Genomic DNA, 23,103 nt, shown 5'->3' on the forward strand with positions numbered 1-23,103 from the left:
ATCATCACACTGCCGTAAGCCTGCTGTCACCCCCGATCTACCGGAGTGTGCCTTTCACGTTCGTGACGGGTGGCGAGCTGCGCGGGATGACCAGGCCGGCTTCGTAGGCGAGGATCACGAGCTGGGCGCGGTCGCGGGCACGGAGCTTGGTCATGGCCCGGTTGACGTGGGTCTTCGCGGTCAGCGGGCTGATCACCATGCGCGCCGCGATCTCGTCGTTGGACAGGCCGTGCGCGACCAGGGCGACGGCCTCCCGTTCCCGGCCGGTCAGGCCCTCCAGCACCGTGCGCGTGTCGGTGGGGAGCGGCTGGGTGACGTACCGGTCGATCAGCTTGCGGGTGATCGAGGGTGCGAGGAGGGCGTCGCCGCGCGCGGCCACGCGGACGGCGTGCAGGAAGTCCTCCGGCACGATGTCCTTGACGAGGAATCCGGCGGCCCCCGCGGACAGGGCGTCGAAGACGTACTCGTCCAGGCCGTAGTTGGTGAGGATGACGACGTGTACGCCGGTCAGCGCCGGGTCGGCCGCGATGCGCCGGGTCGTTTCGATGCCGTCGAGGACCGGCATCTGGATGTCGACGAGTGCGACGTCGGGCAGGTGCTCCCTGGCGAGCGCGAGGCCTTCCTGGCCGTTGGCGGCTTCGGCCACGACCTCGATGTCGTCTTCGAGGTCGAGGAACGCGCGGAATCCGCTGCGGATGAGCGGCTGGTCGTCGACGAGCAGGACACGGATCACGAGGCGCGCTCCACGGGGAGTTCGGCCCGGACGGTGAAGCCGCCCCCGTCGCGCGGCGCCGCCCGGAGGCGACCGCCGAGCGCGGTGACGCGTTCGCGCATCCCGAGCAGTCCGATGCCGGGCACGGGGGTGGTGTCCGGCCGGGCCTTGCCGTCGTCGTCGACCTGGAGGGCGACGGCGTCCGGGCGGTACTCGATGCGGACCGATGCCGTGGTGGCGTCCGCGTGGCGGGCGATGTTGGTGAGGGACTCCTGGACGATCCGGTAGAGCGTGCGGCCCACCGCGGCCGGTACGTCGTGCCGCCCGCCTTGGATCGTCAGGGTCGCCCGCACACCGGTCTTGCCGGCCCGTTCCACCAGTTCGGGGATGTGGTCGACGCCGTGCGGCGGAGTGGTGTCGTCGTCGCGCAGGGCCTCCAGGGTCGCGCGGAGTTCCCGGGAGGCCTCCCGGCCGGCCTCCCGGATGGCCAACAGGGCCTCCGGGACCGGTTCGCCGCGCTTGTGGGCCACGTGGACGGCGGCTTCGGACTGCACCTTGATCACCGAGATCTGATGGGTGAGCGAATCGTGCAGCTCCCGCGCGATGTGCAGCCGCTCCTCGTCGGCGCGGCGCCGCGCGGTCTCCTCCCGGGTGCGTTCGGCTTCGTCGGCCCGCTGCTCGGCCTGCCGGAGGGCTTCACCGGCGGCGCCGGCGGCGATGAGCCAGGCGATTTCGAGGGCGCCCCGGGCCTGCGCGAACGCCTCGCCCGTGTCGTGCAGGCCCGAGGCGAGTGCCGCGACGGGGAGGGAGGCGAGGACGGCCACGCTCGCCGCCACCGTGACGGTGCGGTGTCCCGCCCGCACGGCCGCGTACACCGCGAAGAGGAACGCGACGGCGGCCACGTCGAAGCCCGCCGCCTGGTAGCCCACCGCGCAGAGCCCGGTGACGGCGAGGACGGCGACCGGCGCCCGGCGGCCCGCGGCCAGCGCCAGGCCGCCGGCCGGCAGCAGCATGTAGCCGAGCAGGCCGGGGCCCGTGGCGGGGTGCTGCCCCGACAGACCGGTGGCCAGCAGGGCGGCCGCCACGCCTACGGCGATCAGCCAGTCCCTGACACCGGCCCGAACGCGGAACCGTCCTTTGTCCATGCGCGCACCGTAGCCCGGGGCCGCAGCGGGCGGATCCCGCTCGCGGACGAGCGGGCGGCTACCACGCGCGCAGTAGCCCGGCGGCGCCTGCCGCGTCCGTGGTAGCGCGAAGTGTCCGCGCCTGCGGGACGACCTGCCGGGGCCGGGCCGACATGCTCGAAGCACATCCAGTCGTGGGAAGAGAAGGAGCACTCCGATGTCCGCTCGCAGCCTGGCGCACGCCTCGGTCCAGCCGCTCGCCGCCGGTGTCACCGACTTCGGTATCGGGAGGCTCGGAGCCACCACCGGCGGGCTGTTGGGGCTGGCCGCCGTGGTGATCGCCGTGCTGGCGCTGACCCGCCCCGCCGGTCGCTTCGGCACCGCGAACGGTTCGCTCGGGGCCGTGACGGCCATGGCGGCGGGGCTGATCGCCACGGCCCTCGGCGGGCTGGTCGCGGCGACCGCCGACGGTGGTCTCGGCACCGGCAACGGGCTGGGCGGTGCCTACGTGGCCCTGCTGCTCGGCCTGGCCGGCACGGGCCTCGGCGGGCTTGCCCGGGCCCGGGCCCGGGCCCGATCCCGCACCTCGCGCTGACGGCCGCCGCGGCGCCACCGGCTCCACACGTGGCGCCATTAATGACTCGCAGTGGTGCCATACGTGTGCCATCATGACACCACGCCAGTGCGCCCCGCGGCCCGCAGCCCGAAGCGCACGGCACACGTGCGTTCCACAGGTCACCAGCGGAGGGGTCGGATCATGGAGACAGTGCAGAGCCGGAGCCGGAAGCAGGCGGCATCCGGCGCCCTCACCGCCTTCGCCCGCTTCGTGGTCTGCGGCGGCGGGGTCGGGATCGCCTCCAGCTTCGCCGTCGCGGCCCTCGCCTCCTGGATTCCCTGGGCCCTGGCCAACGCCCTGATCACCGCGGTGTCCACGGTTCTCGCCACCGAGCTGCACGCCCGCTTCACCTTCGGCGCGGGCGGACGCGCGAGTCGGCGCCAGCACGCGCAGTCGGCGGGATCCGCGGTGGCCGCGTACGCGGTGACCTGCGCGGCGGTACTCGTCCTGCGGCAGCTGGAGACCTCGCCCAGCGCCGCGCGCGAGCAGATCGTCTACCTGACCGCCTCCGCGCTCACCGGCGTCGCCCGGTTCGCCGTGCTGCGCCTGGTCGTCTTCGCACAGAACCGCTCGAAGAGCGCGGCCGCCGGCATCCGTACCGCCCGTCCCGTCCCCGTCCCCGCCACCGTGGCCCGCGCGTCGGCCCCGGCCGGCCCCGCGGACCTCTGCCGCGCGGCCTGAACCCGTACCGCGGCCGGTCGGGCAGCCGTCCGGCCCCCCGCGTAACTGCTGCCTGCGGGGGGCCGGACGAGCGGTCGGGCGTCAGGGCGCCTGGGCCTCAGGGCGTGACGATCGGGAAGGCCGGGTCGGGCTTCGTCACGTAGGAGAACAGGCGGCTGAGGAGCGCCGGGGATCCCGAGGTGGAGATGCTGTCCGGGGCCTGGCCCGCCAGGACGGCCAGGAGCTGGGGCTTGGTGAGCGTGAGGGTCAGGCCCGCCGGGGTGCGGGGGTCGGTGACGGTCCGGTGGGTGAGGGCGCCGTTGTGCAGGGTGAGGCGGTGGCGGCGGTCCTCGTCGGTGAGGACCAGGTCGATGGTGAGGTCCTCGTCCCAGGCCCGGGGGCCGTCGATCCGGACGGCGATCGAGTCGAGGAGCATGTCGGTGGTCAGGGCCATCGCCATCTCGGGGTTGGCGGTGTCGAGCAGGGCCGCGTTCTCGCCCTGGCGCAGTTCCATGGCGGAGGTCAGGTAGAAGTTGCGCCAGGTGCCGTTCTCCGCGCCGTGGCCGAGCCGGTCGTAGACCCCGGCGAGGGTCTCCTTGGCGTCCGTACGGCCGGGCTCGGCGAAGACCAGGTGGTTGAGGAGGGTGGCCGCGAAGCGGAGGTCGCCGGAGTCGGCGTAGGCGCGGGCCTTCGTCAGGGTCTCCTCGGGGCCGCCCATGGAGTCGACGTAGCGCTGGGCGAGTTCGACGGGCGGGTGTTCCCACAGGGTCGCGGCGTTGCCGTTGAACCAGCCGAGGTAACGCTGGTAGATCGCCTTGACGTTGTGGGAGAGGGAGCCGTAATAGCCGCGCGCGTGCCAGGAGTTCTCCAGGGCGGGCGGCAGCTGCAGTTCCTCGGCGATCTCGGGCCCCGTGAGGCCGGCGTTGAGCAGGCGCAGGGTCTGGTCGTGCATGTACGCGTAAAGGTCGCGCTGGGCGGAGAGGAACGCGACGACGTTCTCCCGGCCCCAGGTGGGCCAGTGGTGGGAGGCGAAGGCCACGTCGTAGCCGTCGCCGAAGTAGTCGATGGCCTCGTCGAGGTAGCGCGACCAGATGCGGGAGTCGCGGACGACGGCGCCGCGCAGCGTCAGGATGTTGTGCATGTTGTGCGTGGCGTTCTCCGCCAGGCACAGCGCCCGCTTGTCCGGGAAGAGGAAGTTCATCTCGGCCGGCGCCTCGGTGCCCGGGGTGAGCTGGAAGACGATCCGTACGCCGTCGAGCGTCTCCTCCTGCCCGGTGGAGGTGATGTCCACGGTGGGCGGGATGAGGGTGATGGTGCCGGTGGAGGTGGTCATGCCCAGACCGGCGCCGATCTGGCCGTCGGGGGCCTTGGGCAGCCGGTCCCCGTACATGAAGACGGCGCGGCGGGTCATGGCGTTGCCGGCGTAGACGTTCTCGCTGACCGCGTGCTCCAGGAAGCCCTCGGGGGCGAGGATCGGCACGCCCTCCTCCGCCCCGCGCGGGAGCACGCCGCGGGCGCCGCCGAAGTGGTCGCCGTGCGAGTGCGTGTAGATCATGCCGGTGACCGGGCGGTCCCCCCGGTGCTCGCGGTACAGCGCGAGCGCGGCGGCGGCGGTCTCGGCGGATATGAGCGGGTCGATGACGATGACCCCGCGGTCTCCCTCGACGAGGGTCATGTTCGAGAGGTCGAGCCCCCGTACCTGGTAGACGCCGTCGGCGACCTCGTACAGACCCTGTTTGGCGGTGAGCTGCGCCTGCCGCCACAGGCTGGGGTTCGCGGTGTCCGGGCACTCGGCCTTCAGGAAGCCGTACGCGTCGTTGTCCCATACGGTGCGGCCTTCGGCACCCTTGACCACGGCGGGCACGAGCGCGCCGATGAATCCGCGGTCGGCGTTCTCGAAGTCGGTCACGTCCTCAAAGGGGAGGGTCTCAAAGGGGAGGGTGGCCATCTCTGGCTCCATTCTGCGGGGGTGTCGACGCCGGACATCGCCTCATCTCAACATCAGACCCGGTTGGGTGCATTTTGGGACGGTCTGCACCACCCCCTGCGGACGGCTCTACGGCGCGGCGACCCGGAGGAGGACCAGCCGGTCGGCCGTGTCCGTGCCGGGCGGGGGCGTCAGGAGCAGGAGGCGCTGGTCGCCCTCCGGGGCGAGCAGCACCTGGCAGTCGAGGTCCACGGGGCCGACGACCGGGTGGATCACCCGCATGCGGCTGTGGCGGCGGACGGCGACCTCGTGGAGTTCCCACAGGGCGGCGAACTCCTCGCTGGCCTCCCGCAGGCGTTCCACCAGACGGGTGGCGGCCGGGTCCGAGGAGCGCCGTCCGACGGCCGCCCGCAGGTCCGCCACGTGGAGGCGGCTGTACTGCTCGTGCTCCCCGGCCGGGTACGCGTCCCGCGCGGCCGGGTCCGCGAACCAGCGCCAGACGACGTTGCGGCCGTGCTCGGACACCGTGCACACGCCGCCCAGCAGGTTGCGGGCCATCTCGTTCTGGGCCAGTACGTCGCCCAGGTCGCTCAGGACCTGCGCCGGAGTTCCGGGCAACGCGTCCAGCAGGTGCAGCAGGCCCGCGCTGACCTGGTCGCCGCCGGCGGTCCGGGCGGCGGGCGGGCGGTGCCCGGCGAGCAGGTGGAGGTGGTCGCGCGCGTCGTCGCCGAGGCGCAGGGCGCGGGCGAGCGCGGACAGTATCTGCGGTGAGGGCTGCGGGCCGCGGGCCTGCTCCAGCCGGATGTAGTAGTCGGCCGACATGCCCGCGAGCCGGGCCACTTCCTCACGCCGCAGCCCGGGGGTGCGCCGCCGCGGCCCGGCGGTGAGGCCCGCGTCCTCGGGGCTCAGTCGCTCGCGCGAGCGGCGGAGGAAGTCGGCCAGTTCAGGGCGGTCGATCGTCATGTGGATCATCCTGCCGGACCGGTCCGGCGCGGCGCGTCCCGCGGCGCATCCAGGGATCGGCGGTCCCAGGTTCGAGGGGGCTCTCCCGTCCCCGGCGGCGCGGCGGCAGTGTGGGCGGAGCCGGAGGGGAGACGCCCCCGGCGCCCGACGCACCAGGAGGAGCAGCCATGTCCACGACCGTCACCGCCGCCGGAGCCACCGTGACCACGACCGTGAGCGCCACCGCGACCACCACTGTGAGCGCCACCGTGCGCGTCGCCGACGCCGAGGTCTCCTACGACCGCACCGGCACGGGCCCCGTGCTCGTCCTCGTCCACGGCACCGGCTCGGGCGGCTCCGCCGTCAACTGGGGGCAGACCCTGCCCCGTTTCACCGGCGACCACACGGTGATCACCCCCGACCTCTCCGGCAGCGACCGCACCACGGACGACGGGGGCCCGCTGACCGTGGAGGGGCTGGCCGCGCAGGTCATCGCCGTCATCGAGGACGCGGGCACCGGGCCGGTGGACCTGCTCGGCTTCTCCATGGGCGCGCCGGTGTCCGCCGCCGTCGCGGCGTTCCGCCCCGACCTCGTGCGCCGGCTGATCCTGGTCGCCGGCTGGGCCCACACCGACGGGGACGAGTACCTGCGCAACCTCTTCACCCTCTGGAAGCAGCTCGGCGCCTCCGACCCGGCCGCCTTCGGCCGCTCCGTCGCCATGACGGGCTTCAGCCGGGGCTTCCTCAACGCGATCGGCCGCGAGCAGGTGGAGCTCCTGATCCCGAACATGCCGCCCACCCCTGGCACCCTGCGCCACGTGGACCTCGACACCCGCGTCGACATCCGCGGCCTGCTGCCGTTCATCGAGGCCGAGACGCTCGTCATCGGGGCCACCCTGGACATCACCGTCCCGGTGGAGAACAGCCGTGAACTGCACGCCGCGATCGCGCACAGCACGTACGCCGAGATCGAGGCCGGGCACGTGGCGTTCTTCGAGAAGGAGGACGAGTTCGTCGAGCTGGTCAGCCGGTTCACCCGCGCGGGCCGGGCGTAGGACCGCCGCGATCCGGGCGCGCCGCTCAGCGCGGCTCAGCGCCGCTCAGCGCAGGTCGAGCCGCATCAGGACGCGGGGATGACCGGCCAGCACCGAGGTGGTGTCGGCAGCGTGGGTGAACCCGGCACGCTCGAAGTTCTTCCGGATCCCGGCGTACGCCATCGTCAGGTCGACCTTGGCACCCTCGTTGTCGAGCGGGTACGCCTCGACCGCCGGCGCTCCGTGGGACCGGGCGAACTCGACCGCACCGGCGATGAGGGCGTGCGAGACCCCCTTCTTACGATGGCCGGGGCGCACCCGGATGCACCACAGCGACCAGACCGGCAGGTCGTCGACGTGCGGGATCTTGCGACTGTGTGCGAAGGAGGTGTCCGAGCGCGGTGCCACGGCGGCCCAGCCGACCGGCTCGTCACCGTCGTAGGCGAGCACTCCCGGAGGGGTCCCGGCCCGGCACAGTCCGGCGACGTACTCACCGCGGTCCGGTCCACGGAGCTCGTTGTTGAGCTTGGACGGGATCCGGTAGCTCAGGCACCAGCAGACGTTGGCCCCGGGTGACTTCGGGCCGACCAGGGTACGGACGTCCTCGAAGACCGAAGCCGGGCGAACTTCAATGGCCATCCCCCCACGATGTCACGGCGGGGTCGATCCCGTGAGGGTGTCGACCAGGGCCTGGGCGAGGACGGTCGCGGCGCCGATCCTCGTGTCCTCCCGCTCGTCGCCGGTGACCTTGCCGATCACCGCGTCGCGCACCGCCTGCGAGATGTCCAGGCCCCCGAACGACTCGGGGAAGGACAGCGCCATCAGGCATACGCCCACGTTCGCGGAGAGGATCGACCGGCCGGCCAGCGCCGGGGTCGTCCGCAGCCGCCCGGCGGCGCGGCACCGCTCCACGGCCGTCAGGAGCAGGGCCTGCGCCTCCCCGATGGCCTGCGGCTTGGCCGCTCCCGCCGGGGTGAACATCAGCCGGTAGAGGTGGGGGTTGCCGAGCGCGAACGCCACGTGGCTGTCCCAGGCCGTGCGCAGGTCCGCCACCGGATCGCCGGTCTGCGGATTGCGCCTCTTGTTGGCGAGGAAGCGCTCGAAGCCGAGGTCGGCCACCGCGGTGAGGAGCCCCTCCTTGTCGCCGAACTGGCGGTAGATCTCCGGCATGCCGACCTTGGCCCGGTCGCAGATGGCCCGGGTGGAGATCACCGCCGCGTCCTTGGTGGCGAGCAGCTCCGCGGTGGCTTCCAGAATGCGCTCTCGAGCCGTTGACATGGCTCCGATGGTAGCAGCGCTAACAGATCCGACCTGGGGGTCAGGGCTTGCAGCGACAAGACATCATGGAAATTCGTAATCATCGATTACGGGTTGTGTTAGCGTTGCAAACATCTGCCCGTAAGCGTCGGCGGGGAGTGCCCACGGAGACGCGATGGAGCCGCCATGGAGACGTCATGGAGACCTGTGGACACCGGTTGGACCTCGATTCCGCGCCCCTGGGGCCCGTCGAGCGGCTGATCGTGATCGTGCTCTTCGAGGGCGTGGACCTGCTGGACGTCACCGGGCCTCCGGAGGTGTTCTCCCTGGTCCCGCGGGAGACGGACGACGCGGCCGGATACCGGGTCGCCCTGGCCGCGCGGACGCTCGACCCCGTCACCACCTCGGCCGGGGTGCGCATCCTGCCGGACCTGACCTTCCACGAGGCCGCCGCGCGGAGCATCGACACGCTCCTGGTGCCCGGCGCCGTCGAGCTGGACGCCGAGCGCCGCGTCCGCGCCCTCACCGACCCGGAGGTCGTCGACTGGGTGCGGACGCTCGCCGCGCGCACGCGCCGGGTGGCCTCCGTCTGCGTGGGGGCGCACCTGCTGGCCGCGGCCGGGCTGCTCGACGGCAAGCGGGCCACCACCCACTGGTCCACCGCGGAGCAGCTCGCCGCCGACCACCCGGCGGTCGAGGTGGACGCCGACCCGGTCTTCATCCGGGAGGGCGAGGTGTGGACCGGCGCCGGGATCAGCGCCTGCCTGGACCTCTCGCTCGCCCTGGTGGCCGAGGACTTCGGCGAGGCCGTCGCCCTGCGCGTGGCCCGGCAGCTCGTGATGTACCTGAAGCGGCCGAGCGGGCAGAGCCAGTTCAGCGTCCCGCTGGAGCCCGTCTCGGCGACGCGGCGCGGCGAGGACCTGCGGCACTTCATCGGGCGGCACCTCGGCGACCGGCTCAGCCTGGCCGACATCGCCGCGTACGCGCACGTCAGCGAGCGGCAGTTGGCGCGGATCTTCAAGTCCGAGCTGGGCATGACCCCGGCCGCCTACATCGAGTCGGCCCGCGTGGAGCTGGCGCGCAACCGGCTCGAAGCCACGGATGCCACGCTCGAACGCATCGCCTCCACCTGCGGGTTCGGCACCGCCGACACCCTCGTCCGGGCGTTCCGCCGCACGCTCGGCACCACGCCGACGGAGTACCGGCTCCGCTTCCGGACCGCCGCGGGCTGAGCCGGCACCTTGCTACGCGGCCCCGCGCGCGGCCGGGTCGAGGGAGTCGACGTCCTCCATGAAGCTGAGCATCCGGGCGTTGACCAACTCGGGGTGGTCGATCTGCGGGCCGTGCCCGGTCGCGGAGACGATCTCGGCGCGGGCGCCGGGGATCACCCGCGGCACCCGCTCCAGCTGGCGCTTCGGGTGCACGAGCAGGCTCCGCTTGCCCATGATCAGGTAGAACGGCGTCCGGATCGTGCCCAGTTCCGCGTCCGACAGCGGCAGTGGGGCGGGCCGCCGGATCCGGAAGGCGCGGACGCTCGCCTGGATCATCGCGCGCAGTTCGGGGACGACCAGGACCGGCTGCTCCAGCCACTTGGCCAGGCGGGGCCGCAGCGCCTTGGGGGCGTAGGTCGCGAAGAGGCTGGCGAAGATCCACACGAAGAAGCGCAGGCCCACCTTCTCCAGGCCGCCCGGGTCCAGGGCGGTGACCGAGGCTAGCCGGCCGGGGCGCAGGTGCGCCTGGTTGATGACCAGCCAGCCGCCGTAGGAGGAGCCGACCAGGTGGACCCGGTCCAGGCCGAGCGCGTCGAGGGCCTCGTCCATCCACTGGGCCGCGCGCTCGGGCTGCCACATCGGCTCGCGCTGGACGCTGCGGCCCGGATCGCCGGGCGTGTCGAGGGCGTAGACGGGCCGATCGGCGCTGAGGGCCGCGGTGTTGGGGTACCACTGGGCCGAGCAGCCGCCCGAGCCGTGGATCAGGACGACGGGCGTACGGGCCTCCGCCGCCGGGTCCGCGGGGCCGTACCGGTAGACGTGCGTGGTCCCGAAGCTCGTCTCCACGTCCGTCTCCGAGCGGGCGGGGGAGCCCAGCGCGTAGAGGGCGTCGCAGGCGGCGAAGTAGCGGTCGCGCAGCTCGTCGCTCACGTAGCGGCCGATGTCGCGGCGTACACGGGGCACGCTCTCAGGTGTAGGGGTCTCGGGCACGGGGGCACCTCCTGGAGGATCGAGGATCCGTTCTTCGTGATACGACCGTACCATGATGTTGATACGACGGTACCATGAAAACGAGCCGTGGGATCATCACCGACGGGCACCGACGGGCGGAGACACCAGAACATGCCGAAACGCGTGGACCACGAGGAACGGCGCACCCAGATCGCCGAGGCACTCATCCGCGTCGCCGGACGGCGCGGGCTGCACGCGGTCGGCATGCGCGACGTGGCCGCCGAGGCGGGGGTCTCCCTGCGCCTCGTCCAGTACTACTTCCAGACCAAGGAGAAGCTGCTCTTCTACGGGCTCCAGCACCTGACCGACCGCTTCACCGCGCGGGTGGCCGCCCGCCTCGCCGCCGCCGGCCCCGATCCCGGCCCGCGCACCACCATCGAGGCGCTGCTGCTGGCCTCCCTGCCGACCGACGAGGAGAGCCGCACCTTCCACCTCCTCTACAGCTCCTACTCGATCCTGTCCGTGACCGACGAGGCGCTCGCCGCCCAGCCCTTCATCGACAACCCCGACGCCGCCGAGAACGCGGTGGCCGGGCTGATCGGCCGGGCCCAGGAAGCCGGCCTGGCCGACCCGGACGCCGACGCGCGCACGGAGGCGATCAGCCTGCTCGCCATGGCGGCGACCATGGGCACCAGCATCCTGGTCGGCCAACGGGGCCCCGAGTCCGCCGTCGCGGTGCTGCGCCACCACCTGGACCGGATCTTCAGGACGGGCACACGGAGTCCCGGAACCGACGCTCCCCCGTCGTGAGGTAGAAGGCGCACGGGGTGATGTTCGACGGCATGCCGGCCGTCAGGGGCTGCGCGGCGCGGTCCGCGGCCACCGCCCGCTCGTACCCGGAGACGTCCTTCGCCAGGCCACGTCGTTGCAGATGACCGTTCCTAGCCAGTGTGCAGGAGTGAATCTTGGACCCACTGGTGCGTACTGGGCGCATCCCGAACGGTTTTGGATGCACTGGGTCCCCGCTTTCTCTTCCCGCCCGGCGTCGGCTCTCCATGAAGCCGGTCCGTGGTGGGTGGGCGGTTTCCGTCACGCCCCCGGGTGCCTGGTCCGGCCTGGACGGTCCGATGCCCCACACGATCACTCCGGTCGTGTGGGGGCGGTGCCGTCCGACGCCGGATCGGGTGTCCGAGGGCGCGTCGTCCGATCGCGATACCAGCGGCATCGTGACGAGACATCTTGCGGCGGGGGGTGACCAGCGGTTTCTGCCAGTGCTGGCCTCCCCACTTGGAGGTGTAGGCCGGGTCGACCGCCACGATCGACAGTCCCTGCTCAGCGGCCATCGATGCGAGCCGGGCTTTGATCTTGCCGGTCGGGATGCCGGAGATGAGCTGCCGGAACCGTTTCCTCCGGCCGTGCTTCTCGCGGGTCTTCTCAGCGGTGAAGTCGAGGTCTTCGATCGCTACGGACTTGACGCCGACACCTTTCGCCCAGTGCAGCAGCTTCGTGATGGCATGGCGGATCTGCGCATCTCGGTGATCAGCGGTGCCGGACAGGTCGTAGGGGAAGCAGTGCGGCTCGCCGACGGGGTTGCCGTGCGGGTCGAGCCGGTAGGCGGCGAAGTGGCCAGCATTGATGTCGACGCCGATCATGCCATTCGCGCGGGCGGTGGCGAGGGGCACGGTCTGGACGATGGGGTGTTGCCAAGCTGCGGTCAGGTACCAGCGGTCTCGTGTGACGTCTAGGTGGATGCGGTAGGCGACGGCTCGGTTCGCTTCGATGCGCTCGGCCCATTCCGCGCCCCGGTGGGCGAAGGCGATCCGGCAGGCGAGGACGTACCGGCCATGCCTGGCGTTGGCCAGGTGGGCGAGCCGGGCCGGGAGCTTGATACTGACTTCACCGTCAGGGCTGACACGGATCGTCTCGTTCCCGAACCGCTTCCCGGACTCGCCATCAGCGGCGAGAAACCAGCGTGCGGCTTCCCAGCGGGCACGCCACTGCTCCTCGCTGAGCTGAGCCTTGTCCAGGTTGTGCCGGGTGTTCGCCAGCCGCTTCCCACCCCGGACCACCCGGACCCGACCCGCCCGCCAGTCCGTGAGAGCGGCTTCATGGCGGGCCTCCAGGGCGACGAGACGGCGGGACTTGTTGAACCACTCGGTCTTGGAGCGGTAGCCGCCCGCGGCCCGCTTGGTGCCCTTCTCCCCGATCGGTAGGGCCAGGCGGTGGCGCAGTGTGCGGATGCCGGCGTCGAGCTTCTGGATGTGCGCGGCCTGGCAACGGCGGGCGAGTGCCCACTGATTGTGGCTGGCCTTGGTGATCGCTCCGGCGATCCGCGACGACGACTCCCCCGTCAGCCCCCGCTTACGGGCCGCCCACGTATCGGTGGAATGGTCGGGGCCGTCCGCGCACCGCTGCTTGAGGTCGCTGGAAGCCAGGGCGCCCTGGTGCGCGCCGACCAGCCGCAGAACCCTCTCGTCCTCGGCACACAGGCGCTTGAGGCGGTCGCGTACCGCCACACCCGACGGACCGAGCGCCACAAACGAGGGAGCGATCGCACGCAGCCTCTTGACCGGATCAGCCATCACTGCCCTCACGGAACCAGCGATGCACACCTTGGGCACGTACACCACGTGCCCTCGCCGACTCCTTGAGATCCATACAGACGACCGTAACGACAGTCACCCAAATAGACCATCACTCACAAGAGTGGGCCAAAGAACCAGCAGTTCCCCACCCCCGCCCGGCCCCTCGTCACACCACCACGACCGCCACCGCCGCCGCACCCATCAGTACGGCGGCGGTGTGGATGGCCGCATGGCCGTAGTCACCCGACCAGAGGTGGCGGGCCAGGCCGCCGATGGCGGTCAGGCCCGCGATGATGCCGACCTGCGCGAGCAGGGTGACGGTGATGAAGGGGCTCAGCAGCAGGATCACGGAGTTGAGCCAGAACGGGGCTGCGCCCGTCCAGCCCCGCCACTCCCGCAGTTCCCGCCACTGCTGCCCGTACGGGCGGTGTGGCCGGCGCGGCCCCTCCCGGCGCTCTTTGGGTCTTCGGTGGTCCCCGAGCCCTCGGGTCGCCGTCGTCACCGCGCCGCCACCAGCCTCTCAGTCACTTGCACGCAAGACGTCAACTCGCAGGCTGTACAGCCTCCTTGGGTGTCCGGGCCGGGACAAGGGCCCGTTCGGCAAGAAATCCGAAAGCCAGGCCGAAAGTGGTCCACATCGCTGCCTGGATGGCGAGCGAGGCGAGCCGGAACTGCCAGACGAGCGCCGCCGGGAAGCCCGTCGGCACCTCGTTGATGCCGGGCAGGAACGCGTACGCGATGCCGACGGCCGCCACGAAGGCGAGCGAGGCGGTGACCGAGGCGTTCCAGTTGCCCAGGCGCGGCGCGAGGCGCCGGCCCAGGATCAGCGCGGCCGCCGCGAGCAGCAGGCCGAGCGCGAGCATCAGGACGTAGAGGGTGGTCCGCTGGGCCGAGGTCTCGGGGTCCCCGACGGCCGGCGGGTTGGCGGGGTACTTGAAGAACGGCACCAGGGTGACGGTGACGAACAGCCCGCCGGAGACGAGCAGCGCGGTGGCCCGGGGGCCGAAGCGGCCGATCCGGCCCAGGGCGTAGCAGTAGACGAGCGCGGCGATGCCACCGAGCGCGATCCCGTAGAGCAGGGTTCCGGTGCCCAGCCCGGCCGTGGCCTGGAGGGCCCGGCTGACCGGGGCGGCCTCGCCGCCGTGGTCGTGGGCTCCGGCTTCCTCGATGGCGATCGCCGCGTCGACCTGGGATTCACCGAGGAAGTACGCGACGAAGAACGCGGCGACTCCGGCGAGCAGGCCGGCGAGCATGCCCCGGACGAGGAGCACGCGGGGGGAAATGGGGTTCATGAAGTTTTCGGTCCCTTGCGGATCGGTGGATCAGTGGCAGGGGAAGCCGAGGAGGTGGCGGCCGTCGTGCATCCACTCGTGCACGGTGTCGCCTTCGAAGATCGCGGTGGCGCCCTGCTCGGCGCCGACGAGGTAGAGCAGGACCAGCATCAGGACGCCGGCGAACAGCGCCCAAGGGGCCAGGGTGGAGAGCGAGATGGGTGCGACGGCCAGCGGGGCGGCAGTCGTGGGCACGGCGGAGTCGGCCATGGCAGGAACCTCCAGAGGGAACACGCGTCCCGGTCAGTGGTGCTTGCGACGACGGTGGCGGGTCTGACTTTCCTCCCCCTCCGGGAGGATTCACAGTGGCGCGACCGTGCCGGATTCTCAACCGGACTTCCGTCATACCGTCGTCTTGTCGTCCGCCACCGTACCGCTCTTTATGGCGGCCTTACAGGGTCGTCTCAGGAGGGCTCCGTCTCACCGTCGTCCCGCCAGTCGATGGCGCCCGTCGGCGGCGCCAGTCGACGGCATCAGTCGACGGCATCAGTCGATGGCGTCGAGCACCTCGCCCAGGTCGACGAACTTGAAGCCGGTCGCCTCGCGGTCGCCGTCACCGGGGGTTTCCCGGCCGTCCTGGACGACGAGCAGGCCGCGCGGGTAGCGCGTGCCGAGGGGGGCGTTGAGGGCGGCGGCGCCGTCGCAGACCTCGGAGCCGTCGAGGGTGGCGGAGGCCGCGGTGATGCGGAAGGCACCCTCGAACTCGTTGCGGTCGTCGCGCTCGCGGTCATAGGCGACGAAGGTGTCGTCGCCCTGGCTGGAGGCGAGCAGGTAGCCGTCGCCGTCGGCTTCGGTGACCAGGGTCAGGCCTTCGACGTCGGCCTTCAGCCGCTTGCCGCCGTAGCCGGGATCGGCGCCGGGCGCGCACTCCTCGGTCTCCTCGTCGTAGGTGCCGGGCACTCCGTACTCGCGCACCTTGTCGATCAGCTTCGGCGTGCCGGTGAGGCCCGCGTCGATGCGCCAGATCCCGACGTCCTCCTGCCCCGCGTACAGGGTGCCGTCCGCGGGGTCGACGACCATGCCCTCGACCTGCGGCAGCTCGCCCGGCTCGGCGCAGGGCGTCCAGGCGGCGCCGTTCGGCAGGCGGAAGGAGGACGGCAGGTCGAGCGTGCGCACCTGGCGGTAGTCGACCGTGCCGGCGGGGGTGGCGACCAGCTCCAGCAGGGCGATCCGGGTGCGGTTGCGCTGGCTGACCACCGCGTAGGACCGGCCGGTCTTCCGGTCCGTCCAGGTGGCCAGGCCGTACGCGGTCTTCTGCTCGTTGATCTCGGCCTGGTCTGCGGAGAAGACCGGGCGCGCCGCCGGGTCGGTGACGTCGGTGAGCGGGCCGCCGGGGCGGTCGCGGTCGATCCGGTAGATCCGCAGGCGGTCGTTGCCCCGGTCGCTGACCACCGCGACATCGGCGCGCCCGGCGCCCAGGCGCAGGCCGTTGACCAGGTCGACGTTGTTGAAGCGGCCGGGTGCGTCGTCGGCGCCCGGTCCAGCCGGGGCGGGCAGCGACTGCACCTGCCGGGCCTCCAGGTCGTAGACCCGCAGACCGCCCTGCTTGGCGGTTGCGATCACCAGGCTGCGGCCCGGGTCGGCGGCGTTGCGCCAGATCGACGGGTCATCGGCGTTGGCGTCGCCGCCGGCCTCGTCGTCGTACAGCGGCGCGGTCTCGGCCCGGGGCCGGATGCCGCTGATCGAGGAGGCTTGCGCCGGGAGCGCGACGGACGCGGCGAGTGCGGTGCAGAGCACGAGTGCGGAGGCGCGGGCGGCCGAACGTAGGGTCAATGTTCTTCCTTTGCAAGGGTTTTGCCCTGAAGGAAAGACGCTCGCCGGGTCGCTTGTCATGTCCGCGCCCGACAGGTGGCCGACGGTTGAACGCGATGCGAAACCCCGGGACAATCAGACGGTGCATCCCACCGTCGCACGAGTACGGCTCGTGACACCACCGTTGGACGAAGCGGCGCGCCTGCACCGATTCCCTTACGGGGACCCGTGCCCGGGGCACGAGGGGCTGCGCGGCCAGGATCACGGCGTCTGGGCCGGGCGGGCCATGGAGGACGTGGCCGGGGAGGATCCCGACGGGCTGCGGCGGTGGATGAGCGACACCTCGTACGCGCCTCCGGGCGGCGGTGAGTCGGTGGAGGCGCTGATCACGCGGGTCGGCGCGCACCTGGGCGCGCTGGCGCCGGGCACGCACCGGGTGGTGGTCGGGCAGGGCGTCGTACGGGCGGCCGTGGTGTGGGCCCTGGAGCTGCCCGCGGCGGCCTTCTGGCGGCTCGACGTGCGGCCGGAGTCCGTGACGACCCTGACGGGCCGCGCCGGCCGCTGGAACCTCCTCGTGGGCCGGCCGGAGGATCCGCCGGGCAGGGCCTGACCCACCGGCTCACTCACCGCCGCCGCCTCCTCCTCCTCCTCCTCCGCCACCGCCACCGCCACCGCCCCCGCTCCCGCCACCGTCGTAATGTGTGCCCGCATGCGGGCCGGGACCGGGGTCGGCGTCCATGCGCGGGAACCTGCGCCCCGACGTCGGGCCCCGGCCGCTGCGCCTCGGAGTCGGGCCGGGACGGGGTGGAGCCGCCTGCGGGGGCCGACCGGGCGTCGCACCGTCCCCTCCCGGAGCGTGGCGCTTTCGACGAAGACGTACGCCGGCATGCGCGGGTCGCGCTCGGCCTGCTGGAGGTGTCGCCGACCCGCACGGGTCACGTGACGGTCCGCGCCCTCCACCAGGCCCCAAGTGGCCAGCCCACGGCCGATCTCCTCGACCTCCCGGGAGCGTTGCAGGCCGGCGCGTACGGCGTTGATGCTCATGGTGCGCCCGCAGAACGCGAACACGGCACGCTCGACCGCATGCCCGGGCAGCTCCCCGTCCACCGTACGCACCTGCGAGGCGTGCACCACGAGCAGCCCGCGCCGGTTCAACGCGATGACCGCGCTGTCCACCACCCGCCGCGCCCCGCCCGCCAGGAACGCGACGTCATACACATCCAGAGTCCGCGTCTCGCCCGAGCCCCTCACGATCCACCGGAACACCCACCCCATACCAGACCCGCCCCCGCTTCGGCCCACTTCACCTGTCGGCAGTGTCACCTGACAGCGCAGCGCCCAACCCTCTTCCCGCCATCTCAGAGCAACACGTGAGCTTCATGGCGAAGGGGGTCGGGCCGGGAACGCGGAACGGCCCGGACCCCGCGACGCGGTCCGGGCCGAACTTCCAGGGGTGGAGCGGGCGTTAGGCCACGATCCAGTCGCTCGTCGCGATGACCGGCTGCACGCCGTCGCGGTGCACGGTGCCCTCGATGAGGCCGTACATGCGGTCGGCCGCGAAGTAGACCTCGTTGTCGTTCTTGAGGCCGAAGGGCTCCAGGTCGACGAGGAAGTGGTGCTTGTTGGGGAGGTTGAGGCGCACCTCGTTGACCTTGGGGCAGTTGTCGAGCACGCGCTCGGCCATCTGGTTCAGGGTCTGCTGCAGGGAGTACGAGTAGGTCTCCGCGAAGGCTTCCAGCATGTTCTTGCGGACCTTCTTGTACGACTGGTCCCAGTCGTACTCGGCGTCGTCGGCGGCGAGCGCCGAGTGCGCCCAGCGCGCGGTGACCTTGGTCGCCAGGATGCGGTCGTACGCCTCCTGCAGCGTCGTGTACTTGTCCTTGATGAAGCCGTGGAACTCGGAGTTGGTCGAGTTCATCACGGTCAGGTCCTTCAGACCCGAGATCACCTGGAGGCCGGTGGTCTCGCTGTACGTGATCTGCGCGGTGCGCACCTCGGTGCCCTTGAGGGCGAAGGAGTGCTGCTCCTTGCGCGTGGGGACCGGGATCCGCTCCCAGGCGTACTCCTCGACGCGGATCTGCGCCTCGCGGATCGGGGCCTGGGAGGAGACGAAGTGCTTGGCGAGCAGGATGCCGAACGCCTCGGGGGAGGCGACGCCGTGCTCCTTGGAGAAGGCGTACACCGTGTTCTTGGTGGTGTCCGTGGGCAGGCAGTTGGCGTTGTCACCGGTGAGGTGGACGTCGCGGAACTCGCCCCGCAGCGCGACGGAGACGTTGAGGTCGCGGATCTCGTGCCAGGAACCGTCGCTGCCCTTGCGGGTGACCTTGACGATGCGGTTCTCGGCCTTGCCGTACTGGTTCTGGGCGAGGATGTGCTTGCTCATGCGCTGTCTTCCTTCGGGTACTCGGGAACACGGAGTCCGGTCGTCTGGATCCCGTACGCCCGGCGTCCGGCGGACGCGCAGCCCGCCCCCCGCCGTTCGGTCACGCCGATTCCTCGCGTGGACCGCCCCGGGACTGACGTGCATCCCGGTCCGTAGGTGCCTGTTGATTCCAGCACGTTCACATGCCGTTCGTAAGGGAGCGAATCCTCCGAGAACAGGCACCCACGGATTGGGCAACCGTACGATCTGCGCAGGTCAGACCGTGTGAGCGTCGGCCACCGTCAGGGCCTCGTCGATGATCCGCAGCCCCTTCTCCGCGTCCTCGGCCGACACGTTGCAGGGCGGCGCGACGTGGATGCGGTTCCCGGCGAGCAGCGGCCACAGCCCGGCCTTCTTCAGGGCCGCCCCGAACTCGGCCATCGGCGCGTTGTCGGCCCCGGCGGCGTTGTACGGGACCAGCGGCTCGCGCGTCTCCTCGTTCCGTACGAGCTCCAGGGCCCAGAACGTGCCCAGCCCGCGGACCTCCCCGACGGACGGGTGGCGTTCGGCGATGGCGGCCAGGCCCGGCCCGAGCAGCTCCGCGCCGGTGCGGGCGGACTGCTCGACGACGCCCTCCTCCTCCATGACGTTGATCGTCGCGACGGCGGCGGCGCAGGCCAGCACGTGCCCGGAGTACGTCAGCCCGCCCGGGTAGGGCCGGCGGGCGAAGGTCTCCGCGATGGCGGCCGAGATGGCGACCCCGCCGAGGGGGACGTATCCGCTGGTCACGCCCTTGGCGAAGCAGATGAGGTCGGGGGTGACGTCCCAGTGCTCGGAGGCGAACCACTTACCCGTGCGGCCGAAGCCGACCATGATCTCGTCGAGGATGAAGACGATGCCGAAGCGGTCGCAGAGCGCGCGGACGCCGGCCAGGTAGCCGTCGGGGTGCACGAGCACGCCGGGGGCGCCGCCGACGGTCTCCAGGATGATCGCGGCGATGGACTGCGGGCCCTCGAAGACGATGGTGTCTTCCAGGTGGCGCAGCGCGCGCTCGCACTCCTCGGCGGGGTCGGCCGCGTAGAAGGGCGAGCGGTAGGCGAAGGGGCCCCAGAAGTGCACGACGCCGGCGGTGGCGGTGTCGTTGCCGAAGCGGCGCGCGTCCCCGGTGAGGTTGATCGCGGTGGAAGTGGCCCCGTGGTACGAGCGGTACGCGGAGAGCACCTTGGGGCGGCCGGTGTGCACCCGGGCCATGCGGACGGCGTTCTCCACGGCCTCGGCGCCCGCGTTGGTGAAGAAGATCTTGTCGAGGTCGCCCGGGGTGCGCTCGGCGATCAGCCGGGCGGCCTCGGAGCGCACGTCGACGGCGAAGCCGGGTGCGACGGTGCAGAGCTTGCCGGCCTGCTCGGCGATGGCCGCGGCCACCTTCGGGTGCTGGTAGCCGATGTTCGTGTAGACGAGGGCGCTGGAGAAGTCGAGGAAGCGGTTGCCGTCGTAGTCCCAGAAGTAGGAACCCTCGGCACCGGCCACGGCGAGCGGGTCGATGAGCTCTTGGGCCGACCAGGAGTGGAAGACGTGACTGCGGTCGTCGGCCTTCACGGTGGCCTTGGCGGAGGTGGCCGGTGTGGCGGCGTCGCGTGCGTCGGCTTCTGCGTTCATATTCCGAGGGTAGTTGTCCACGATGTGGAATCCGGTGGGGATGGGGCCGGAGCCGGCCGGGGCGGTGTCGGAGCCGGGTCCGCGCCGGGGCGGAGCCGGGTCAGACGACGTGCCGGCCGCCGTCGACGGTGAGCACGTCGCCGGTCGTGTAGGCGGCGTCGACCAGGTAGAGCGCGGCGTCGGCCACGTCCTCCGGGGTGCCCACGCGGCGCAGCGGGGTGTTCTCCGTGATCCACTCCCGCGAGCTCTCCCAGACCTGGTCCTCGCCTTCGTACCAGGGTGTGTCGATCAGGCCGGGTGCGATCGCGTTCACCCGGACGGCGGGTCCGAGCTGGGAGGCCAGCAGCCGGGTCATGTGGTTGACCGCGGCCTTGCTCACGGCGTAGGGGATCGAGCTGCCGAGCGCGCGGGCCGCGGAGACCGAGGAGATGTTGATGATCGAGCCCGCCCCGGAGCCGTTCGCCTCAGACGCCCGCAGGTGGGGGGTGGCGGCGGTGATCATCTGCCAGGTGCCGATGACGTTGACCTCGAAGATCTCGCGCCAGGCGTCGGCGTCGGCCGCGTCCAGGTCGCCCAGGGGGATGAACCGGGTGACGCCCGCGTTGTTGACCAGGATGTCGAGCCGTCCGTACGCGTCGATCGCCGTCCGGACGATCCGCCGCGCGTCGTCGGCGTCCGCGACGTCGCCCCGTACTTGAAGTGCTCTCCCGGCTGAGTCCGGGAGATTCCTGCCTACCTCGCGGCAGCGGGCTTGACGCGCTTCGCGCGCCTGACGACTGCCCTTCCGGCAGCCGGGACGAGCGCGAGGCCCATCCGGTACAGGTGCAAGACGTTGCGGGCCGCGTTGCGGTCGGCGTTGCCCGACCAGCCGCAGTCCGGGTTCTTGCACACGAACACGGCCTGGGACTCCCTACTGCCGGGCGTGGTGCGGCCGCAGACGGAGCAGCGCCGGGAGGTGCCGGGGGCGGGAACCTTGACCAAGGTGCCGCCGTGCCGGGCGGTCTTGTACGTCAGTATGGCGACCGTCCGGCCCCATGCCTCCCCGCTGATGGAGCGGTTCAGCCCGGATTTCTGGGCGACGTTCTTCCCCGGCGCCTCGATGGTTCCCTTGGCGGACTTGACCATGTTCGTGATGGTGAGTGCTTCGACCACGACCGTGCCGTAGGTGCGGGCGATGGTGGTGGTCGTCTGGTGCTGCCAGTCCAGGGCTCTGCGCTTGGCTTTCGCGCGGAGTCCTGCGATCTGGTCGTAGGTGCGGTGCAGCCGGCGGCTGGTGCGCTCGCCGGGCTTGCGGTGTGCCTTGCGCTGGGCGGCGCGCTGCTCCAGACGCAGGAGGTTCGCCTGCTCCTTGCCGGTCAGCCACTCGCCGTGCTCGTAGGTTTCGCCGTCGGAGAGGGCTATGGGGACGGTGACGCCCACGTCGATGCCGATGTCAGGCCCCTGGTGGCGGTCGGGCTTGGCCTCCAGGGCCTGGACGCGGAAGGCGATGTGCCAGCCCAGCGCGTCCTTGACCAGCCGGGCCCCGGTGATCCGGTTCTCCCCGTTGGCGTGCTTGCCAACGGGCAGGTCCTTGGTCCACCGGAAACGGACCCGGCCCACCTTGGGAATATTGGCCATTCCCCAGCGGCGATGCACACGTGTGATGTTCAGGTCACGGCCCTGCGGAATGTCCACGGACATCACCGTGCGGAACCGGCCCTTGAAATTGGGGGCGTCGGCGTGGCCGTCCCAGCAGTTCTTCCATGCCTGGAAATACGTCTTGAGTACTGCTTGCGCTGCCTGGGCCGGAAGAACAGCAAGAAAGTCAATTTCCTCGCGGCCCTGCCGGATCGCAGCATCCGCATTCGCCAGAGTCCGCTTATCCTTCGGCATCATCTGCCACCAGGCGTGCAGGCAGTTCCACATAGTGCGGGCCGCGTGCGCCTGACCGTCAGTCTTCAACACCTCGGCAGGCGACAGCGCGAGCCGGGCACGGTGCCCGAACTGCCGCTTGACCAGGGTGCCTTGACTCACGATCCGGAACCTAGCAGGGGTTTACGTCACCGCGCTGGAACCCTCATCCCGATGTCAGAACCAGTCGCCACGTTTTCTACAACCTGCACGTTCACTTGGTTTTCGCCACCAAGTACAGGCGGAAAGCGTTCGTTCAACGGGGAACAAGACCACGTGCACCTGCTCGTGCACTACCCGCCGAAAGCCCAGCTCGCAAGAACCAGCAGCGCCCCCTCTGACCGTCACCACACAAGCGCAGAGCACTCCGGCGCGCCGCGCCTCCGACCCAAGGATGGCCTTCCCGGCGCCGGGAAGGGCGCAGCACTGGCCAAGATCAGAGGTAGACCGCGTCGGACAGTTCGGCGGCGAGCGCCTTGACCGCGCTCTCGCTGCGCGCCGAGTTCAGGACCACGCGGATGCCGGCCGCGGCCAGCCTGCGGGCGATGCCGGCGCCGATGCCGGAGGAGGACCCGGTGATCAGGGCGACACGACTCTCGGACATGGCATTCCTCCTGGCAGGGGCCGGCTTTCCACGTACGGACGCCCGGAGCATAACGCGAATATCGCATACCGGAAAAGAATTTCCAATATACGGAATTCGATCTTCCACCCTCCGGGGCTTTATCGCCACACACCAGGCATATCGGCACACATCCACTTACCCTGAGCGAACGGCACGTCCACCCGCGTTAGGGACCCGTCAAGGCCGCGCCACCGGGCGTATGGGCCCCGTCAAGGAAGCCTGTGAGGAGCCGAAAAGGCGTTCCACTCAGAGGTGTCCTGAAAACGCCCGCCCTCGAACCCTCCGGGAGCTCACGATGGCCGATCTGGCCTTCGTCGTCACCACGATCGCGGTCTTCGCGCTGGTGGTCCTCGTCGCCAAGGGGGTGTCCAAGCTGTGAACGCCGAAAACGTCATCGGCCTGCTGGTCGCCGTCGCGCTGTTGGGTTACCTCGTCGTCGCCCTCGTCTTCCCGGAGAGGTTCTAGCGC

23 protein-coding genes and 4 pseudogenes are annotated in these 23,103 nt (G+C 71.2%); 9 read left to right on the forward strand and 18 right to left on the reverse strand.

The window, feature by feature from the left end:
• Positions 1-37: 37 nt before the first annotated feature.
• Both AC061S_RS01740 and AC061S_RS01745 read right to left on the reverse strand, forming a co-directional pair.
• Positions 38-733, reverse strand: coding sequence for a response regulator (locus tag AC061S_RS01740; RefSeq protein WP_478683984.1), 696 nt, complete (start codon positions 731-733; stop codon positions 38-40).
• A complete protein-coding gene (locus tag AC061S_RS01745; protein ID WP_478683985.1) occupies positions 730-1,857 on the reverse strand; it encodes a sensor histidine kinase in 1,128 nt (375 codons plus the stop codon). Before AC061S_RS01745 ends, AC061S_RS01740 begins: the two co-directional genes overlap by 4 nt.
• 196 nt (positions 1,858-2,053) lie before the next feature.
• Between AC061S_RS01745 and AC061S_RS01750 the strand changes: the two genes are divergently transcribed.
• Both AC061S_RS01750 and AC061S_RS01755 read left to right on the forward strand, forming a co-directional pair.
• Complete coding sequence (locus tag AC061S_RS01750; protein WP_478683986.1) at positions 2,054-2,431, forward strand: DUF6223 family protein; 378 nt, start codon at positions 2,054-2,056, stop codon at positions 2,429-2,431.
• Positions 2,432-2,593: 162 nt separating this feature from the next.
• A complete protein-coding gene (locus AC061S_RS01755) occupies positions 2,594-3,133 on the forward strand; it encodes a GtrA domain-containing protein (RefSeq protein WP_478683987.1) in 540 nt (179 codons plus the stop codon).
• A gap of 97 nt (positions 3,134-3,230) precedes the next feature.
• Here the strand turns inward: AC061S_RS01755 and AC061S_RS01760 are convergent, their stop codons facing one another.
• Positions 3,231-5,060, reverse strand: coding sequence for an alkyl/aryl-sulfatase (locus AC061S_RS01760; protein ID WP_478683988.1), 1,830 nt, complete (start codon positions 5,058-5,060; stop codon positions 3,231-3,233).
• Positions 5,061-5,168: 108 nt separating this feature from the next.
• A complete protein-coding gene (locus AC061S_RS01765; RefSeq protein ID WP_478683989.1) occupies positions 5,169-6,011 on the reverse strand; it encodes a helix-turn-helix transcriptional regulator in 843 nt (280 codons plus the stop codon).
• Positions 6,012-6,169: 158 nt separating this feature from the next.
• Here AC061S_RS01765 and AC061S_RS01770 point away from each other — a divergent pair, with 158 nt between their 5' ends.
• Positions 6,170-7,036, forward strand: a complete 867-nt coding sequence (locus tag AC061S_RS01770; RefSeq protein ID WP_478683990.1) for an alpha/beta fold hydrolase — start codon at positions 6,170-6,172, stop codon at positions 7,034-7,036.
• A gap of 45 nt (positions 7,037-7,081) precedes the next feature.
• Here the strand turns inward: AC061S_RS01770 and AC061S_RS01775 are convergent, their stop codons facing one another.
• Positions 7,082-7,654, reverse strand: coding sequence for a GNAT family N-acetyltransferase (locus AC061S_RS01775; RefSeq protein WP_478683991.1), 573 nt, complete (start codon positions 7,652-7,654; stop codon positions 7,082-7,084).
• 12 nt (positions 7,655-7,666) lie between these two features.
• Positions 7,667-8,293 carry a TetR/AcrR family transcriptional regulator gene (locus AC061S_RS01780; protein WP_478683992.1) on the reverse strand — a complete coding sequence of 209 codons (627 nt, stop codon included), beginning with the start codon at positions 8,291-8,293 and terminating at the stop codon, positions 7,667-7,669.
• A gap of 218 nt (positions 8,294-8,511) precedes the next feature.
• Here AC061S_RS01780 and AC061S_RS01785 point away from each other — a divergent pair, with 218 nt between their 5' ends.
• Positions 8,512-9,504, forward strand: a complete 993-nt coding sequence (locus AC061S_RS01785) for a GlxA family transcriptional regulator (RefSeq protein WP_478684090.1) — start codon at positions 8,512-8,514, stop codon at positions 9,502-9,504.
• 12 nt (positions 9,505-9,516) lie between these two features.
• Here the strand turns inward: AC061S_RS01785 and AC061S_RS01790 are convergent, their stop codons facing one another.
• Entirely contained in the window at positions 9,517-10,446 is a 930-nt protein-coding gene (locus tag AC061S_RS01790) for an alpha/beta fold hydrolase (RefSeq protein ID WP_478683993.1), read from the reverse strand.
• A 159-nt stretch (positions 10,447-10,605) separates the two neighbouring features.
• On the opposite strand from AC061S_RS01790, the gene AC061S_RS01795 reads away from it, so the two are divergent.
• Entirely contained in the window at positions 10,606-11,244 is a 639-nt protein-coding gene (locus AC061S_RS01795; RefSeq protein WP_478683994.1) for a TetR/AcrR family transcriptional regulator, read from the forward strand.
• A gap of 131 nt (positions 11,245-11,375) precedes the next feature.
• On the opposite strand, the gene AC061S_RS01800 is transcribed toward AC061S_RS01795, so the two are convergent.
• From AC061S_RS01800 to AC061S_RS01820, 5 genes are all read right to left on the reverse strand, one after another.
• Positions 11,376-13,016, reverse strand: coding sequence for an IS200/IS605 family accessory protein TnpB-related protein (locus AC061S_RS01800; protein ID WP_478683995.1), 1,641 nt, complete (start codon positions 13,014-13,016; stop codon positions 11,376-11,378).
• A gap of 169 nt (positions 13,017-13,185) precedes the next feature.
• Positions 13,186-13,521: a hypothetical protein gene (locus AC061S_RS01805; RefSeq protein WP_478683996.1), complete on the reverse strand. Its 336-nt coding sequence runs from the start codon at positions 13,519-13,521 to the stop codon at positions 13,186-13,188.
• A 40-nt stretch (positions 13,522-13,561) separates the two neighbouring features.
• Positions 13,562-14,311 (reverse strand): CbtA family protein, encoded by a 750-nt coding sequence (locus AC061S_RS01810; protein ID WP_478683997.1) that lies wholly within the window; start codon positions 14,309-14,311, stop codon positions 13,562-13,564.
• Positions 14,312-14,341: 30 nt separating this feature from the next.
• On the reverse strand, positions 14,342-14,560 hold the full coding sequence (locus tag AC061S_RS01815) for a CbtB domain-containing protein (protein ID WP_356515299.1): 219 nt from the start codon (positions 14,558-14,560) through the stop codon (positions 14,342-14,344).
• Positions 14,561-14,836: 276 nt separating this feature from the next.
• Positions 14,837-16,123, reverse strand: a complete 1,287-nt coding sequence (locus AC061S_RS01820) for a phytase (protein ID WP_478683998.1) — start codon at positions 16,121-16,123, stop codon at positions 14,837-14,839.
• A gap of 121 nt (positions 16,124-16,244) precedes the next feature.
• Here AC061S_RS01820 and AC061S_RS01825 point away from each other — a divergent pair, with 121 nt between their 5' ends.
• Complete coding sequence (locus AC061S_RS01825; RefSeq protein ID WP_478683999.1) at positions 16,245-16,712, forward strand: histidine phosphatase family protein; 468 nt, start codon at positions 16,245-16,247, stop codon at positions 16,710-16,712.
• A 395-nt stretch (positions 16,713-17,107) separates the two neighbouring features.
• On the opposite strand, the pseudogene AC061S_RS01830 reads toward AC061S_RS01825, so the two are convergent.
• The 5 genes and pseudogenes from AC061S_RS01830 to AC061S_RS01850 form a co-directional block, all read right to left on the reverse strand.
• A pseudogene (locus AC061S_RS01830) lies at positions 17,108-17,377 on the reverse strand (TIGR04222 domain-containing membrane protein); the annotation flags it as partial.
• 190 nt (positions 17,378-17,567) lie between these two features.
• The gene (gene pucL, locus AC061S_RS01835; protein ID WP_243330865.1) at positions 17,568-18,485 is read right to left on the reverse strand and encodes a factor-independent urate hydroxylase; all 918 of its coding nucleotides are present in this window, start codon (positions 18,483-18,485) and stop codon (positions 17,568-17,570) included.
• Positions 18,486-18,740: 255 nt separating this feature from the next.
• Positions 18,741-20,120: an aminotransferase class III-fold pyridoxal phosphate-dependent enzyme gene (locus AC061S_RS01840; RefSeq protein WP_478684000.1), complete on the reverse strand. Its 1,380-nt coding sequence runs from the start codon at positions 20,118-20,120 to the stop codon at positions 18,741-18,743.
• Between the two features lie 100 nt (positions 20,121-20,220).
• A pseudogene (locus AC061S_RS01845) lies at positions 20,221-20,817 on the reverse strand (SDR family NAD(P)-dependent oxidoreductase); the annotation flags it as partial.
• 35 nt (positions 20,818-20,852) lie between these two features.
• Positions 20,853-22,133 (reverse strand): RNA-guided endonuclease InsQ/TnpB family protein, encoded by a 1,281-nt coding sequence (locus AC061S_RS01850; protein WP_478684001.1) that lies wholly within the window; start codon positions 22,131-22,133, stop codon positions 20,853-20,855.
• An 83-nt stretch (positions 22,134-22,216) separates the two neighbouring features.
• Between AC061S_RS01850 and AC061S_RS01855 the strand changes: the two are divergent.
• A pseudogene (locus tag AC061S_RS01855) lies at positions 22,217-22,331 on the forward strand (transposase); the annotation flags it as partial.
• Between the two features lie 127 nt (positions 22,332-22,458).
• Here the strand turns inward: AC061S_RS01855 and AC061S_RS01860 are convergent.
• A pseudogene (locus AC061S_RS01860) lies at positions 22,459-22,614 on the reverse strand (SDR family NAD(P)-dependent oxidoreductase); the annotation flags it as partial.
• A 220-nt stretch (positions 22,615-22,834) separates the two neighbouring features.
• On the opposite strand from AC061S_RS01860, the gene AC061S_RS01865 reads away from it, so the two are divergent.
• Both AC061S_RS01865 and kdpF read left to right on the forward strand, forming a co-directional pair.
• Positions 22,835-23,014 (forward strand): hypothetical protein, encoded by a 180-nt coding sequence (locus AC061S_RS01865; protein ID WP_478684002.1) that lies wholly within the window; start codon positions 22,835-22,837, stop codon positions 23,012-23,014.
• Complete coding sequence (gene kdpF / locus AC061S_RS01870) at positions 23,011-23,100, forward strand: K(+)-transporting ATPase subunit F (protein ID WP_243330869.1); 90 nt, start codon at positions 23,011-23,013, stop codon at positions 23,098-23,100. The genes AC061S_RS01865 and kdpF overlap by 4 nt, the downstream gene beginning before the upstream one ends.
• Positions 23,101-23,103 lie beyond the last annotated feature (3 nt).

Source organism: Streptomyces sp. CA189, from assembly GCF_056428985.1.